This window comes from Antarctobacter aquimaris (genome assembly GCF_900184945.1).
GTDB lineage: Bacteria > Pseudomonadota > Alphaproteobacteria > Rhodobacterales > Rhodobacteraceae > Maliponia > Maliponia aquimaris.
This window is the reverse complement of sequence record NZ_FXYF01000001.1, coordinates 165,713-180,114: the sequence shown is the minus strand read 5'-3', so window position 1 is coordinate 180,114 and position 14,402 is coordinate 165,713. Positions and strand designations below refer to the sequence as shown.

Sequence of the window (14,402 nt, the reverse complement as noted above, 5' to 3'; positions counted from 1 at the left end):
CCGGTACATCAAGACCGGGTTCAGCAACGGGGGTGCCAATCCATCCCCGCAGCTAGGCCACCAGTAGCAGGCTCCGCGCGGAAATGCCGATCTCGACCCGCGTGCCCCAGTCGAAGGGCAGGTAATCCTGCTCCAGTCCATCGGCAAAGATCACGCCGCCCTCGTTGATGCGGGACAGGATCTGCACGGTCTTGTCCCGGCCGATCTGCCCGCTGCGCAGGCGATCCCCGGAGGTCCGGCTGGGCCAGGGTTCGCGCGCAAAGAAGGCGGCGGCCGGGTCTACGGCGGAAAAATCGTAGTCCGCCCCGGTCGCCGTCATGATCGACCGCGCCCAACCCGATAGCCCGGTGCCCGTGGCCACCACGACGCCGCTGGAGGACTGGAACTCCTCGGCCTCACCATAGCGCAGGTCGTAGCGCGCGCTCTGGTGCGACCTATGCCCGATGAACAGGTCATTGAGCCCCAGCAGCGCGCCCCCGGCATTGACCCGCGCCTCGATCATGGTGCGTCGTTCGCCATCCATGTCGCGCGCGGCTACCCGCGGCAACAGCCCCGGCAGCGTCGCCGCGCCATGGCGGACCAGCACACCTTCGGAGGATTCGGGATCGGGTGTGACCCCGATCACCGGCTGGCCGTCGAGGTACTTGGCCAGGTTCGCCACCAGCCCGTCCTGCCCGACCGCCACGACGACGTCGTTGGGAAAGAACAGGAAGCGGTCCAGATCCCCGCGCGCCACCTGCGCCAGCGACCATTCGGCGGGAACCGCGGTCTTGACCGCATCGACGGCGCGGCGCTGGGCCTGCGCGCGGCTCTCGATCTGCGCGATTTGCTGACCGCGCGAGGCCAGGTAGAACTCGGCCTGCCCGCGCGTGCCAAGACGCGCGAGCAGGGCTTCGAGTTCGGTTTCACGCGTGACGATGACCACGCGGGGTTTGAGGCTGCTCATGGCGTTCACCCCTTGGGCAGCTGTTTGACGCCCTGTGCCAGGCCAAGCTGACGCATCAGCCCGCTGACCATGTCCGGGGTGACGGTCAGCGAGTCGATCCGCTCCAGCTTGGACGCGAAATCGCGGGCGGCCAGGGCAAACAGCTGCGTCGCGTCCAGCTGGGCAATGGTTGCCATGCGCGCGGCCTCCATGTCGGCGCTGGCCTGCTCGACCGCGCGGATGCGCGCGGCTTCGGCCTCGGCGGCGATCTTCTTGGTCGCGGCATCGCCTTCGGCCTCGATGCGCCGGGCGGCGGCGGTGGCTTCGGCCTCGGACCGGGCGTTGTCGCCATCGCGGGCGATCAGATCGGCGCGGCGGCTGGCCAGTTCGATGCGGTTGGCCAGCTCGTTCTCGGCGATGGCGCGTTCCTTGTCGACGGCCAGCGCCCGGCGGGCAAAGGTCGCCTCGTCCGCCTTTTGTTGCAGGCTTTCGAAGGTCGGCGCCTGGAGCGCGCGGGCAAGTTCGGAACTGGGGCTGAGACCTGCGACCCGGACCGCCACGACCGCAAGACCCATCTGTTCCAGCGTCGGCTCGGCCGCCAGCCCGGCCATGATGCGCGCCTGCAAGGGGGCAAGCCCCGCCTCCAGCGCGGCGCGGACGCCCAGCGGCTTGACGTAGCTGTCGGCGAATTCGCGGACCAGCCCGTTCAGCACGGTCGCGACGCGGTCATCGGGTTTGCCCAGGTGCAGGCCGGTCTTGAGATCGACGGCGAAATCGACCCGGTCCGCCAGCTTGGCCACGTCGGCCACGGACCACAGGACGGTGCCCTGCACCGCGAGGTCCTGAAAGTCGGCGGTCTGCGATTTGACGAGGAAGGTCAGTTCGCGCGTGGCCAGCGGCACCTCGGCAATCGAGACGCTGTTCGGGTCGAACCAGAAGGCCAGGCCGCGCCCCTCGCGCACCAGGGTGCCGCGCCGGTACAGGCGCACGGCGCTGGATGCCTCGGCCCGAAAGTGGCGGCGGAGCGGGTAAAGCGAAATCTGGGCCATGGTTACATCTCCTGTGCAGGATCGCGTTCGTAGAGTTCGGCGGGACGAAAGGCGCCGCCCGTCTCAAGCGTGCCGGTCGGGTGCAACGGATGCCGGTCCAGCAGCTTGCGCCGGAAGGCGGGCTTGGTCAGCGGACGGCCCAGGATGGCCTCATGGACCTCCTGCACCGCGCGCAGGGTGAATCGCGGCGGCACAAAGCCGAAACCGATCGGGCTGTAATCGATCTTGCCGCGCAGGCGCTTGACCGCGTCACCCAGGATCGCGGCGTGATCGAAGGCAAGCCGCAGCGGCTGACCATCGGCGCCAAGCGCCTGCGCCGGTCCGCCGGTTTCGCCCGGCCAGTCGACGATGACGGGGGCCAGGCAGAGGTCCGGGTTCGCGGTGACCTTGTCCAGCAGCAGGGCATGGGGCGCGATGGCCATCCAGGCGACCGACACGACATGGCCGCGCGGGTCGCGCGCGGGATCGCCATAGGTGGCCAGCTGTTCCAGGTGCAGCGCGCCCAGCCCGGCCTTGATCTGCGCGGCGCGGGCGACGGCCTCTTCGACCGGTTTGCCGTGGTGAACCACCGCGCCCGGAAAGGCCCAGTCGCCGCCGACCAGCGCGGCGTCGTCGCGCCGCAGCAGCAGGCAGTGCAGCCGCGTGTCCGCGACGCTCAGCGCCACGATGTCCACGGCCAGGGTCGGGTTTGGGAAATCGGCGAATCTCGACATCGGGGTCTCCTTATGATCGAAACAGTTATTACTGCCGTGAGCATTAGTCAAGACCACCCACACCCAGCAGCAACATCACCACCGCGCAGCAGTCGCACTTGATGCACATCACGGCGATCCTCGCGGAATCGCGTATGGCTGAAACGCGCATCGGAAACGGAACACGGTGCGCGTCTCTCCATGCTCCCGTTCAAGCGAAGCGAGGTCGCATGCCGTCACGTGCCATGGTCCCCTTTCTCATCATGACCTTCCTGATCAGCTGGGGGGTTCTCGGGCTCTACGTGCTCGCCCCCGGTCTTGCGGCGGGCTGGTTCGGCGAACTCAGCGGGTCGCACCCCCTGTTCTTTGTCGCGACATGGGCGCCCGCCATCGCGGCGCTGATCCTTGTCCTGACACATGCCGGCATGGCGGGCCTGAGACGCTTCCTGACGCGCCTGCTGATCTGGCGCGCGCCGGTGGGTTGGGTTGTCTTTGTCCTCGTCGTCCTGCCGCTGGTCTTCATGGCCGGATCGCTGGTCAAGGGCGGCCCCCTCCTGGCGCCGCTGCCCCCCGAAGGGGCGGGGCCGATGATCGCCATCCTGTTCATGATGCTGTTTCTCGGCCCGGTGGAAGAGCTTGGCTGGCGCGGCGTGCTGCAACCGCTGCTGCAACGCCACGTGGCGCCGGTCTGGGCCGGGCTGCTGGTCGGCGCGGTCTGGGGGATCTGGCACCTGCCTGCCTTTGCCCTTGCTGGGACGGTGTTCGCCAGCTGGAACTTCCTGCCCTTCTTCGTGGGCAACGTGGTGCTTGCCGTGCTGGTGACGCCGATCCTAAACCGGACCGGCGGCAGCCTGCTGTGGCCGATGCTGTTCCACTGGCAGCTGATCAACCCGTTCTGGCCCGATGCGCAGCCGTGGGATACCTGGATCCTCGTCGGGGTCGCGCTGGTCGTCGTCTGGTGGAACCGGGACACGATGTTCACCCGCGATGGCGCGGTGACCGAGGTCATTCCCGCGCCCCTCCGACACGGGCAAGCCAGGTGACGGCGCGCCGCACCGTCCTGAAAGGCCTCGGCGGGCTGGCCCTGCTGGGCGGCGCCTATGCGACGGGTGCCTACCGCAGCACGATGGCAGCGGCCGATGCGCGCCTCGCCCGCAACAGCAGCCTGATCGAGACGGAATTCGGCCCGCTGGAGTACGCCGTGGCCGGGGATGGCCCGCCGCTGATGATGATCCACGGCACCGGCGGCGGCTTTGACCAGGGGCTGCTGTTCGCCCACCAGATCCGCGAAACCGGGTTCCGGATCGTCGCGCCGTCGCGCTTTGGCTACCTGCGCAGCGCCTTTCCCGACGATGCCTCGCCCAGGCACCAGGCCGACGTGCTGGTGGCGCTTCTTGATCAGCTGGGGATCGCCCGGCTGCCCGTTGTGGGCGGATCTGCAGGGGCGCTGAGCGCCGCCGAATTCGCCCTGCGGCACCCGGACAGATGCTCGCATCTGGTCCTGCTGGTGCCGGCCGCCAACCTGACCGGCCGGGATCCGGTGGAATTCACCGCGCTTCAGCGCATGGCCGTGGGGCTGGTGCTGGGGTCTGACCTTGCCTTCTGGTCGCTGGCGCGGATGGCGCCGGGGCAGATGCTGCGCACCCTGCTGGCCACCGATCCGGCCCTGTTGGCACAGGTGTCAAAGGACGAACAGAGGCGCGCACAGTTGATCCTGGACGGGCTCCTGCCGATCAGCCGCAAGGCGAACGGCCTGCGGACCGATGGTTTCTGGGCCGGCACGCCGTTCCCCACCGCCTACCAGGACATCACGGTGCCGACGCTGATCCTGTCCTGCGAGGACGATCTGTTCGGCACCGCCGACACCGCGCGGCGCCTGGCCGACAGGATCCCGGGTGCGGTGCTCAAGACTTGGCCCGAGGGCGGGCACATCTGGCTGGGTCACGACGCAGATGTCGCCCGGGAGTTCCGGATGTTCGTGGCGCGCACCTGATGGATAGGGAAAACACTGACATGACGTGGAAAAAGATCGTTCTGACCGGCTTTGGCGGCGCGGAAAACTTGGAGATGACCAAGCTTCAGACCCTGCCCCAGCCGCAGGGGACCCAGGTGCGCATCCGCGTGCTGGTGACCAGCGCCGCCTTCACCGACGTGATGATCCGCAAGGGGCTGTATCCCGATGTGACGGAAAAACCGCCCTTTACCCCCGGTTACGACATGGTCGGCGTGGTGGACGCCATCGGCCCCGAAGCGTCCCGCTTTCGCCTCGGGGACCGGGTGGCGGACCTGACCACCATCGGCGCCTATGCCGAGTATCTCTGCCTGCCCGAGGACCGCCTGACCCCGGTGCCGAACGGCCTGTCCGAGGTCGACGCGCTGGGCATGATCCTGTCGGCGGTGACGCCCTGGCAGATGCTGCACCGCGTGGCCAAGGCGCGGGCAGGGCAGTCGCTTCTGATCCACGGCGCGGGCGGCGCGGTCGGCACGGCGTTGCTGCAACTGGCGCGGATCGCCGGGATCGTCGCCTATGGCACCGATGTCGCGGCCAAGCACGATCTGATCCGCAGCCTGGGCGCCACGCCGCTTGCGGCCGACGCACCGGAGGAGGTGCTGCAAGAGGCCACCGGCGGTGGTGTCGATTTCGTCTTTGACCCGCTGGGCGGTGACAGCCTGTCCCGCTCGCTCCACGCGCTGAAACCGGGCGGGATGCTTGTCGCCTTCGGTTTCCAGAACGAGGTGCTGGGGCGCGGCGGGTCGATCCCGCTGGATTTCGTCAAGCTCAAGCTGTGGGACTGGCTGCCCAATGGCCATGCCACCGCCTTCTACTCCATCGGCGCGATGCGGCGAAAGCACCCCGAATGGTTCCGTGAGGACCTGGCGCATCTCTTCACGCTGCTGGCGGAACAGCAGATCACGCCGGTGATCGCCGAGGTGATGCCGCTGGACGACGTGCGCCGCGCCCATATGCGGCTCGAGGCCGGGGAAGCCGCCGGCAAGCTTGTCCTGAGGGTAACGGCACCATGAAACCGCCTGTCTTGAGGATGATCGCCCTTGCGCTGACCCTTCTCGCCGGGGTGGAGGCGCGGGCCGAGACAACGCTGCTGACCGACGTGACGATTGTCGATGTCGAGGCCGGATCGCTGCGGCCCGGCCAATCGCTTCTGATCCGGGACGGCGTGATCGCCGAGATTGGCACAGACGTTGCGGCAGCCGATGCCGTGGTCCTTGATGCCGGGGGGCGGTTCCTGATCCCGGGCCTGTGGGACAGCCATGTCGACATATTTTCCTCGCAGGAGGAACCCGACACCGCGCTGCTGCTCTACCTGATCAACGGGATCACCGGCATCCGCGACATGGGCGCGCTCTGGCCCATCGCGGTGCAGCAGGCGCTACAGGCGCAGATCGAAACCGGCGAGGTCACGGGCCCGCGCCTGGTGCTGTCCGGCGCCTGGGTCGACGCGCGGCCGGGGTCCTGGCCCGGCATGTTCCTGGCCGATACCCCGGAGGAGGCGCGCGCCATCGTGGCGCAGGTGGCCGCCGAAGGCTGGGCCACGGTCAAATCCTACTCGATGCTGGACGAGGCGACTTACTTGGGCCTGGCCGAAGCCGCGACAGCGCAGGGCCTGCCGCTGGTCGGCCACATCCCGGAACAGGTGGCGCTGGGCACGGCCATCGCGGCCGGGCAATCCGGGATGGAGCATTTCGGCCGCGTCGCCATGGCCTGTTCAACCGCCGAGGCGCAGATGATCGTGGATCTGCGCGCCGCCGTGGCCGAGGCTGCCGAAACGGCGCGCCTGTTCCAGATCATGGCCGGGCGCAACCGCATCATCCTTGAAACCTGGGACGCGGGGCTGTGCGACCGGGTGCTGGCCCGAATGGCGCAGGCGGGGATGCACGTCAGCCCGACCCTTGTCGTTGCGGATTTCTACATCGGCAACTGGCCCGCGCCCGATGCGCCGCGGATGCGCATGATCCCGGCGCAGCTGCGCGAGGCCTGGGGGCGGCCGGATTTCCGGCTGGACGCCATGACGGACGAGGTCCGCGCCCTGGCGGCGCAGACCATCGCGCTGGACCGGCGCACCTTTCTGATGGCGCACAGGGCGGGCATTCCGATCCTGGCTTCCAGTGACGCGTCCTTTGCAAACCCTTACCTGTTTCACGGCTTTTCGTTGCTGGATGAACTCGACCTTTATGTCGAGATCGGCCTGTCCCCGCGTGAGGCGCTGTATACCGCGACGGTGGCGCCGCCGCGCTTCTTCGGGCTGGCGGATCAGGACGGCACCATCGCGCCGGGCCGCCGCGCCGACGTGGTGCTGCTGGACGCCAACCCGCTGGACGGGCTGGCACCGCTGCGCCGCCCGGCGGCCGTCATCATCCGGGGGCGTGTGCTGGACCGCGCCGCGCTGAACGCGATCGAGGCGCAGCTGCTGGAGGCTGGCCGGTAGTCATGCCTGGCAAACAGAAAGGAGCGGCAGAATGGGCGGCACCCGGACACCCCGCGCTCTCAGGCGGGTCAGGCGCACCATGACGGTCGCGCTTATCCTGCTCGCGGCGGTTCTGATGCTGAGCCTGGGCGCGCTCTGGCTGGTCAGCCCGGGCCGGCTGTCACCGCTGCGCGATGGTGCGGGCAAGGTGATCCCCGGCAGCCTGTCCAAGCGTGTGACCCTCCGGATCGGCGGCATCCCCCAGGGCATGTTCATCCAGAGCGCCGACCCGACAAACCCGGTGCTGCTGTTCCTGCACGGCGGCCCCGGCATGGTCGAATTCTTCATGGAACAGGACTATCCCACTGGCCTCGCGCGTCATTTCACCGTGGTCTGGTGGGAACAGCGCGGCGCGGGCATGTCCTTTTCCACCGACATTCCGCCCGAGACGATGACCATGGCGCAGATGATCGCCGACACCATCGAGGTCACCGACTACCTGCGCAGGCGCTTTGGCCAGGACAGGATCGTCCTGCTGGGCCATTCCTGGGGTGCCTACCTGGGCATCCAGGTCGCGGCGCAGGCGCCCGGGCGCTACACCGCCTATGTCGGCATGGCGCAGATCGCGCACCAGCTGCGCTCCGAGGTCATGGCGCGCGATTACCTGCTGGCCGAATACCGGCGGCGCGGCGACGCGGCAATGGTCCGGCGGCTGGAGGCCGCGCCGGTCAGTCTGGAGCAGGGCACATCACCGGCCTGGATGCGGCTGCGCGACCGGGCGATGCACGGCGTCGGCGTGGGCCACATGCACGACATGGACTCCGTCATCACGGGCGTCTTCTTGCCGATGTGGCGCGTGCGCGCCTATACCCTGGCCGAAAAGGTCAATATCTGGCGTGGCAAGCTCTGGTCGCGGCCGTTCTTTTGGGAGCAGTTGCTGCGCGACGACCTGTCCGCGCGGCTGACCGATTTCGCGCTCCCGGTCTATTTCTTCAGCGGCGCGCACGACTACACTGCCAACGCGGACCTCTCCCGCGTCTATTTCGACGCGATCAAGGCCCCGGTGAAAGGCTTCTACCTGTTCCGCGACTCGGCCCACAGCCCGCTTTTCGAGGAACCGGACCGTGCGGTGGACATCCTGTTGCAGGACGTGTTGCAGGGTGAAACCGCGCTGGCGGACGCTGCGAGCGTCAACGCGCCTGCCGAAGGACAGTAGGCCGGGTCAAGTCTTCAGCAGACGGTGCAGCCCATCCTGCGCGTGGGCGCGACGACCTGCGCCTCGGCTTCGCGCGCCAGCCGGATCATGCCGCCGGCCACGTCCACCACCTCGCGGTCAAGCAGGGCGGCCAGCGCCCGCGCCGCGCTGCTGGAGCGGTTGCCCGAGCGGCAGAGAATCAGGATCTCGTCCGCCTTGGCGATCTCGTCCCGGAACGCCTCGGCAAAGCCTTCGGCCGAGCGCCACGGATGCAGCCGCGCACCGGGCAGGACGCCGGTCTGCTGCCACTCCATCGGTTCGCGGATATCCACCAGCAGCCGCCCGTCGCGCGGGGCAAGGTCGGCAGAGGCGCGCGCCTCTGACACGGCCTTGGTCCGCGCGCCGCCGGTCATGTAGGCAAAGGCAGAGGTGGCGGTTGCGGCGGCCAGCCCGCCAAGCAGCATGCGTCGGCTCATCATCGGGTCCTCGGTCATGGAATCGGGGTCTATAGATATTCTGCATATGGAATATAATTGAAACCAAGCCAACCCCCGGCTGGATTTTTTCCGCGTGTCACCCGTGGAGGCCATGGGACACGCAACGGAACCGGGCCGACCGGCGGTGCACGGCGGAAAGACCGGATGCGACACTGTATACTGCTGCATACTGTAGACGCGGCCGCGCGCTTGGCCTATGGAGGGGCCAAACAGCGACCCGATTTCAGAAAGGCTGGATCCATGTCCGACAAGACCCCCGACATCATCTACACAAAGGTTGACGAAGCACCTGAGCTGGCCTCGGCCTCGCTGCTGCCGATCCTCCGCAAGTTCGCCGCAGCCGCCAACGTGACCATCGGCACGCGCGACATCAGCCTTGCCGGCCGCATCATCGCGACCTTCCCCGAGTACCTGATCGACGCGCAGCGCCAGACCGACGACCTTGCCGTGCTGGGCGAACTGGTCAAGCAGCCCGACGCCAACGTCGTCAAGCTGCCGAACATCTCGGCCTCGGTGCCGCAGCTGGTGGCGGCGATCAAGGAGCTTCAGTCGCAGGGTTACGCGCTGCCCGACTACCCCGAAGCGCCCGCCACCGACGAGGAAAAGGCCGTCCGCGCCAAGTACGATACCATCAAGGGGTCGGCCGTGAACCCGGTGCTGCGCGAAGGCAACTCGGACCGCCGTGCCGCCAAGGCGGTGAAGTCCTACGCCCAGAAGAACCCGCACCGCATGGGCGACTGGAGCGCCGACAGCAAGACGCGCGTCGCCTCGATGCCCGGCAACGATTTCCGCGCGACCGAAATCTCGGCCACCCTGCCCGCCGCCGCCAAGGCCAGGATCGTGCTGGAAACCGCCGGCGGTGAAACCGTGCTGAAGGACGGCGTGTCCTATCCCGCCGGCACCGTCGTCGACGCGGCCTTCATGTCGGCAAAGGTTCTGGGCGACTTCCTGGCCAGGGAAATCGACCGGGTGAAGGCCGACGGCACGCTGTTCTCACTGCACCTGAAGGCGACGATGATGAAGGTCTCGGACCCGATCATCTTTGGCCACGCGGTCAAGGCGTGGCTGGCGCCGGTGTTCGACCAGTACGGCGAACAGATGGCCGCGCTGGGCGTGAACCCGAACTCGGGCCTGGGCGACCTGCTGGACCGGGTGAAGGACGACGCCGCCATCATGGCCGCCATCGAAAAGGTCATGGCCGAGCGCCCGCCGCTCTACATGGTCGATTCGGACCGCGGCATCACCAACCTGCATGTGCCGTCGGACGTGATCGTCGACGCCTCGATGCCGGCGCTGATCCGCGCGGGCGGCAAGGGCTGGGGCCCGGACGGCAAGGAGCACGACACCACCTGCGTGATCCCCGACAACTGCTATGCCTCGGTCTATGACGAGGCGATCAACTTCTTCAAGACCAACGGCAAGCTGAACCCGGCCACCGCCGGCACGGTGCAGAACCTGGGCCTGATGGCGCAGAAGGCGGAGGAATACGGCAGCCACCCCACCACCTTCGAGATCCCCGCCGACGGCAAGGTCAAGATGGTGCTGGAGGACGGCACTGTCCTGCACGCGCAGAAGGTGCAGGCCGGGGACATCTGGCGGTCGGCCAGCACCCGCAAGGCGCCGATCGAGGACTGGGTGAACCTGGCCATCGAACGGCAGAAGGCAACCGGCTACCGCTCGATCTTCTGGCTGGACGAGACGCGGGCGCACGACGCGCAGCTGATCAACTACGTCAAGCCGATCCTCGAAGCCAAGGGCGTGGCCGACAAGTTCGAGATCATGGCGCCGCGCGAAGCGACCCGCGCGTCGCTGGAAACCATCACCAAGGGCGAGAACACGATTGCCATCACCGGCAACGTGCTGCGCGACTACCTGACCGACCTGTTCCCGATCCTCGAACTGGCCACCTCGGCCAAGATGCTGTCCATCGTCAAGCTGATGCAGGGCGGCGGGCTGTTCGAGACCGGCGCCGGCGGTTCGGCCCCCAAGCACGTCCAGCAGTTGCAGGCGGAAAACCACCTGCGCTGGGACAGCCTGGGCGAATTCTGCGCGCTGGGCGAAAGCTTTCGTTTCCTCGCGGACGCCAAGGGCAATGCCAAGGCGCGCGTGCTGGGTGACGCGGTGGACGCGGCGACGCAGGGCATCCTGGACAATGACCGCAGCCCGAGCCGCAAGGTGGGTGAGCCGGACAACCGCGACAGCCACTACTGGTTCGCCCGCTACTGGGCCGAGGCACTGGCCACGCAGACCGACGACGCGGAGATGGCCGCGCATTTTGCCCCCATCGCCAAGGCGCTGGCCGATGGCGAGGCGGCGATTGTCGGTGAACTGGCCGCAGCACAGGGCAAGCCCGCCGACCTGGGCGGCTACTACCACACCGACACGGCCAAGACCGCTGCGGTGATGCGCCCCTCGGCCACGCTGAACGCGATCATCGGCTGATCTGGCGGACTGCAAAAGGAAACGCCCGCCGGGGAAACCTGGCGGGCGTTTTTTGTTGTGCGCTGCGGGGCGTCAGGCCTTTTCGGCCGCCTCGGACGGTTCCTGTACCGGCGGCTTGTCGTAGATCGACCAGCCGTGTTCGCCCGCCGGTTCCGGCAGGTCCTTGCGACGCAGGTTCATCAGGATATGCGTCTGCGCTATGAAAAGGGCCGTGATCGGCGCCGTCAGGAACAGGAACAGCGTGATCATCAGCTCATGGAAGGAAAAGCTTTCCTTCACCAGGTAGAAGTAGAGCATCGAGGCGATCAATACGCCGCCGACCCCAAGGGTCGAGGCCTTGGTCGGGGCGTGCAGCCGCTGCATGGTGTCCTGAAGCTTGAGCAGGCCGAACGACCCGACTAGGCCGAACACGCCCGCGATGACCAGGAAGGCCGATATGAGGATTTCCGCCAGCATCTGTGTCTCCTTCACTCGATGATGTCGCCGCGCAGAAGAAAGCGGCAATAGGCGACGGTGGAGACGAAGCCGACCATGGCGACCAGCATGGAGGCTTCGAAGTAGATCGCGGTCTCTTGCAGGATGCCGTACAGGACCAGCAGCGAGATCACGTTGATGACCATGGTGTCGAGCGCGAGCACGCGGTCCGCCTGGCCCGGTCCCTGGTAAATCCGCCAGAGATTGAACAGCAGCGCCAGGCCAAAGCAGCCGAAGGCAAAGTAGAGCGCATAGGTGATCATCCGAAAATCTCCTTGAGCCGGGCCTCGTAACGGGACTTGATGTCATCGCGGACGCCGTCGGGGTCATCCGTGTGCAGGCAATGCACCAGCAGCGAGGTGCCATCGGCCGAGACCAGCGCCGAAACGGTGCCCGGCGTCATGGTGATGGTCCCGGCCAGCACGGTGATCGCCTCGGCCGAGGTCAGGTCCAGCGGTACCAGCACCCACTGCGAATGGATCTGCGCGCGCGGCTTGAACAGGATGATCAGGGCGACCTGCACGTTCGCCACGACGATGTCCCAGATCACCAGCAGCACGTAGGGCACCGCCAGGAACGGCCGTTTCAGCTGCGGCCGCCCGGGCCAGTAGGGTGCGGTGAGGGACGGCACCAGGATGGCCAGGAAGCCGCCCAGCAAAAGGTTGCCGACCGTGACCTTGTTGACCAGCATCAGCCAGACCACCAGCAGGGTCAGGCTGAGCAGCGGATGGGCGAAGAGACGCTTCAGCATGGCTCAGTGATCCTTGTCCTTGGCGGCGTCGGCCGCGTGCGGGTCGGCGTGGGCGTCGGCTTCGGGCTCGTCCTTGGGCTTTTCGACCGGGGCAAGCACGGTGTCGATGTATTGCTGCGGTTCGAACAGCTGGGCCGAGGCGTCGCGCATGTAGCCTGTCACCGGGCCGGCCGCGGCCGCCAGCGCCACCAGCAGCGCGACCAGCACCAGGCTGGGCGCGATCTCGGACCCGGTGGCGTTGGGCGGCAGGGGGTCGGCGTCGATCGGGCCGGTGCCCTCGGGCACGGCGGCGGCGGTGCTTTTCCAGAACAGGATGCTGCCCGCGCGGGAAAAGCCGACGATGGTCACCAGCGAGCCGGCGAGGATACCGCTCCAGGCCCAGGGCATCAGCGCGGGGTCGCGCAGCGCGTCGAGGATCAGCAGCTTGCCCAGAAAGCCCGACAGCGGCGGCATCCCCACCATGGCGATGGCTGCGGCAAAGAACAGCGCCGCGAACAGCCCGTTCTGCACCACCGGCGGCATCACGGTCAGCACGTCCGACCCGCGCCGCGTGATCACCAGGTCCGCCATCAGAAACAGCGCCGCCGCAGAAAAGGTGGAATGCACCAGGTAATACAGCGCGGTTTCCATCGCGTAGGCCTCCATCGCGCCCACGGCCAGCATCAGTGTCCCCATCGACCCGATGACCGAAAAGGCGATCAGCGGCATCAGCCGCCGCGCCGCCAGCACGCCGAAAGCGCCCAGCGCCACGGTGACAAGCGCCGCCGGGAACAGCCATTCGGACACCATCCCTTCGGTCGCGCCGCCGGAAAAGGCGATGGTGTGCACGCGGATGATCGCATAGGCGCCCACCTTGGTCATGATGGCGAACAGCGCCGCGACGGGCGCGGGGGCGTTGGAATAGGTGCCGGGCAGCCAGAACTGCACCGGGAACAGCGAGGCCTTGATCATGAAGACGATCAGCAGCAGCACCGCGGCGACGCGCACCATCGCCGCATCGCCCGGACTCAGTTGCGGCACCTTCACCGCGAGGTCGGCGATGTTGAGCGTGCCTGTGGTGGCGTACATGGTGCCAAGCGCGAACAGGAACAGGGTCGATCCGCCCAGGTTCATCACCAGGTATTGCAGGCCCGCCCGCACCCGCTGTTCGCCGCCCGAATGGACCATCAGGCCATAGGAGGCGATCAGCAGCACCTCGAAGAACACGAACAGGTTAAAGGCGTCGCCGGTCAGGAAGGCGCCGCAGATCCCCATCAGCTGGAACTGGTAGAGCGCGTGGAAATGCCGCCCCTTCGCGTCCCATCCGGTGGCGATGGCGTGCCACAGCACGATCAGCGCCAGCGCGCAGGTCAGCAGCACCATCATGGCCGACAGCCGGTCCAGCACCAGCACGATGCCAAAGGGCGCCGGCCAGTCGCCCAGCCGGTAGACATGGGTGTCGCCGTCCATGGCCAGCACGGTCAGGCCGAAGGCGATCAGCGTCAGAGCCACCGTGGAGGCGACCGAGGCCACCCGCGCCAGCACGATGTCGTGGCGCATGACGTAGCCGATCAACGGCGCCATCAGCGCGGGCAGCACGACGGGGGCGATGATCCAGTGATTCATGCCGTGTCGTCCTTTTCTGCGGTCTCGGTCATGTCGATCTTGTCATGTCCCGCCTCGAGGTAGGCCCCCAGCGCGAACATCACCAGCACGGCGGTCATGCCGAATGAGATCACGATGGCGGTCAGCACCAGCGCCTGCGGCAGCGGGTCGGTGTAAGTGACTTCGGCGTATTTATTCAGCACCGGCGGGGCGTTGACGGTCAGCCGCCCGGTCGACACCAGGAAGACGTTGACCGCATAGGACAGCAGCGACAGGCCCAGGATCACCGGGAAGGCGCGCAGGCGGAGGATCAGGTAGACCCCGCCCGCGGTCAGCGCGCCGACGGCGCTTGCGACGACGAATTCCATC

Annotated in this window: 15 protein-coding genes; 6 read left to right on the top strand and 9 right to left on the bottom strand. The window is 67.5% G+C overall.

The genetic code is table 11. The features are described from left to right. Positions 1-52: 52 nt before the first annotated feature. Genes MAA8898_RS00800 through MAA8898_RS00790 form a run of 3 tightly spaced genes read right to left on the bottom strand, consistent with a single transcriptional unit; the run spans position 53 to position 2,687 of the window. Positions 53-946 carry a diacylglycerol kinase catalytic domain-containing protein gene (locus tag MAA8898_RS00800; RefSeq protein ID WP_094019065.1) on the bottom strand — a complete coding sequence of 298 codons (894 nt, stop codon included), beginning with the start codon at positions 944-946 and terminating at the stop codon, positions 53-55. A 5-nt stretch (positions 947-951) separates the two neighbouring features. Then, on the bottom strand, positions 952-1,974 hold the full coding sequence (locus MAA8898_RS00795; protein ID WP_094019064.1) for an SPFH domain-containing protein: 1,023 nt from the start codon (positions 1,972-1,974) through the stop codon (positions 952-954). Positions 1,975-1,976: 2 nt separating this feature from the next. After that, entirely contained in the window at positions 1,977-2,687 is a 711-nt protein-coding gene (locus tag MAA8898_RS00790) for an NUDIX hydrolase (protein ID WP_094019063.1), read from the bottom strand. A gap of 224 nt (positions 2,688-2,911) precedes the next feature. Here MAA8898_RS00790 and MAA8898_RS00785 point away from each other — a divergent pair, with 224 nt between their 5' ends. The 5 genes from MAA8898_RS00785 (at position 2,912) to MAA8898_RS00765 (ending at position 8,306) form a co-directional block, all read left to right on the top strand. Then, a complete protein-coding gene (locus MAA8898_RS00785) occupies positions 2,912-3,709 on the top strand; it encodes a CPBP family intramembrane glutamic endopeptidase (RefSeq protein WP_245853203.1) in 798 nt (265 codons plus the stop codon). Then, complete coding sequence (locus MAA8898_RS00780) at positions 3,706-4,659, top strand: alpha/beta fold hydrolase (RefSeq protein WP_094019061.1); 954 nt, start codon at positions 3,706-3,708, stop codon at positions 4,657-4,659. The genes MAA8898_RS00785 and MAA8898_RS00780 overlap by 4 nt, the downstream gene beginning before the upstream one ends. A 20-nt stretch (positions 4,660-4,679) precedes the next feature. After that, a complete protein-coding gene (locus tag MAA8898_RS00775) occupies positions 4,680-5,690 on the top strand; it encodes a medium chain dehydrogenase/reductase family protein (RefSeq protein WP_094019060.1) in 1,011 nt (336 codons plus the stop codon). Then, positions 5,687-7,111, top strand: coding sequence for an amidohydrolase family protein (locus MAA8898_RS00770; RefSeq protein ID WP_094019059.1), 1,425 nt, complete (start codon positions 5,687-5,689; stop codon positions 7,109-7,111). The genes MAA8898_RS00775 and MAA8898_RS00770 overlap by 4 nt, the downstream gene beginning before the upstream one ends. A gap of 79 nt (positions 7,112-7,190) precedes the next feature. Next, the gene (locus tag MAA8898_RS00765) at positions 7,191-8,306 is read left to right on the top strand and encodes an alpha/beta hydrolase (protein ID WP_176445030.1); all 1,116 of its coding nucleotides are present in this window, start codon (positions 7,191-7,193) and stop codon (positions 8,304-8,306) included. A 14-nt stretch (positions 8,307-8,320) separates the two neighbouring features. On the opposite strand, the gene MAA8898_RS00760 is transcribed toward MAA8898_RS00765, so the two are convergent. Continuing rightward, the gene (locus MAA8898_RS00760) at positions 8,321-8,779 is read right to left on the bottom strand and encodes a rhodanese-like domain-containing protein (protein WP_176445029.1); all 459 of its coding nucleotides are present in this window, start codon (positions 8,777-8,779) and stop codon (positions 8,321-8,323) included. A gap of 243 nt (positions 8,780-9,022) precedes the next feature. On the opposite strand from MAA8898_RS00760, the gene MAA8898_RS00755 reads away from it, so the two are divergent. Then, on the top strand, positions 9,023-11,224 hold the full coding sequence (locus MAA8898_RS00755) for an NADP-dependent isocitrate dehydrogenase (RefSeq protein WP_094019056.1): 2,202 nt from the start codon (positions 9,023-9,025) through the stop codon (positions 11,222-11,224). Positions 11,225-11,296: 72 nt separating this feature from the next. On the opposite strand, the gene MAA8898_RS00750 is transcribed toward MAA8898_RS00755, so the two are convergent. From MAA8898_RS00750 to MAA8898_RS00730, 5 genes are read right to left on the bottom strand one after another with little or no spacing between them, the layout of a single operon-like run. Then, positions 11,297-11,680: a Na+/H+ antiporter subunit G gene (locus MAA8898_RS00750; RefSeq protein ID WP_094019055.1), complete on the bottom strand. Its 384-nt coding sequence runs from the start codon at positions 11,678-11,680 to the stop codon at positions 11,297-11,299. An 11-nt stretch (positions 11,681-11,691) separates the two neighbouring features. After that, the gene (locus tag MAA8898_RS00745) at positions 11,692-11,961 is read right to left on the bottom strand and encodes a K+/H+ antiporter subunit F (protein WP_094019054.1); all 270 of its coding nucleotides are present in this window, start codon (positions 11,959-11,961) and stop codon (positions 11,692-11,694) included. Then, positions 11,958-12,449, bottom strand: coding sequence for a Na+/H+ antiporter subunit E (locus tag MAA8898_RS00740; RefSeq protein ID WP_094019053.1), 492 nt, complete (start codon positions 12,447-12,449; stop codon positions 11,958-11,960). The genes MAA8898_RS00745 and MAA8898_RS00740 overlap by 4 nt, the downstream gene beginning before the upstream one ends. A 3-nt stretch (positions 12,450-12,452) precedes the next feature. Beyond that, on the bottom strand, positions 12,453-14,054 hold the full coding sequence (locus MAA8898_RS00735; protein ID WP_094019052.1) for a monovalent cation/H+ antiporter subunit D: 1,602 nt from the start codon (positions 14,052-14,054) through the stop codon (positions 12,453-12,455). After that, complete coding sequence (locus MAA8898_RS00730) at positions 14,051-14,401, bottom strand: Na+/H+ antiporter subunit C (RefSeq protein ID WP_094019051.1); 351 nt, start codon at positions 14,399-14,401, stop codon at positions 14,051-14,053. The genes MAA8898_RS00735 and MAA8898_RS00730 overlap by 4 nt, the downstream gene beginning before the upstream one ends. Position 14,402 lies beyond the last annotated feature (1 nt).

Bases quoted from the DNA above. Each gene is read 5' to 3' on its own strand.
- MAA8898_RS00795 (WP_094019064.1), bottom strand. From the start codon at position 1,974: ATGGCCCAGATTTCGCTTTACCCGCTCCGCCGCCACTTTCGGGCCGAG.
- MAA8898_RS00790 (WP_094019063.1), bottom strand. From the start codon at position 2,687: ATGTCGAGATTCGCCGATTTCCCAAACCCGACCCTGGCCGTGGACATC.
- MAA8898_RS00760 (WP_176445029.1), bottom strand. From the start codon at position 8,779: ATGACCGAGGACCCGATGATGAGCCGACGCATGCTGCTTGGCGGGCTG.
- MAA8898_RS00770 (WP_094019059.1), top strand. From the start codon at position 5,687: ATGAAACCGCCTGTCTTGAGGATGATCGCCCTTGCGCTGACCCTTCTC.
- MAA8898_RS00785 (WP_245853203.1), top strand. From the start codon at position 2,912: ATGGTCCCCTTTCTCATCATGACCTTCCTGATCAGCTGGGGGGTTCTC.
- MAA8898_RS00755 (WP_094019056.1), top strand. From the start codon at position 9,023: ATGTCCGACAAGACCCCCGACATCATCTACACAAAGGTTGACGAAGCA.
- MAA8898_RS00745 (WP_094019054.1), bottom strand. From the start codon at position 11,961: ATGATCACCTATGCGCTCTACTTTGCCTTCGGCTGCTTTGGCCTGGCG.
- MAA8898_RS00730 (WP_094019051.1), bottom strand. From the start codon at position 14,401: ATGGAATTCGTCGTCGCAAGCGCCGTCGGCGCGCTGACCGCGGGCGGG.
- MAA8898_RS00775 (WP_094019060.1), top strand. From the start codon at position 4,680: ATGACGTGGAAAAAGATCGTTCTGACCGGCTTTGGCGGCGCGGAAAAC.
- MAA8898_RS00765 (WP_176445030.1), top strand. From the start codon at position 7,191: ATGACGGTCGCGCTTATCCTGCTCGCGGCGGTTCTGATGCTGAGCCTG.
- MAA8898_RS00740 (WP_094019053.1), bottom strand. From the start codon at position 12,449: ATGCTGAAGCGTCTCTTCGCCCATCCGCTGCTCAGCCTGACCCTGCTG.
- MAA8898_RS00750 (WP_094019055.1), bottom strand. From the start codon at position 11,680: ATGCTGGCGGAAATCCTCATATCGGCCTTCCTGGTCATCGCGGGCGTG.
- MAA8898_RS00800 (WP_094019065.1), bottom strand. From the start codon at position 946: ATGAGCAGCCTCAAACCCCGCGTGGTCATCGTCACGCGTGAAACCGAA.
- MAA8898_RS00735 (WP_094019052.1), bottom strand. From the start codon at position 14,054: ATGAATCACTGGATCATCGCCCCCGTCGTGCTGCCCGCGCTGATGGCG.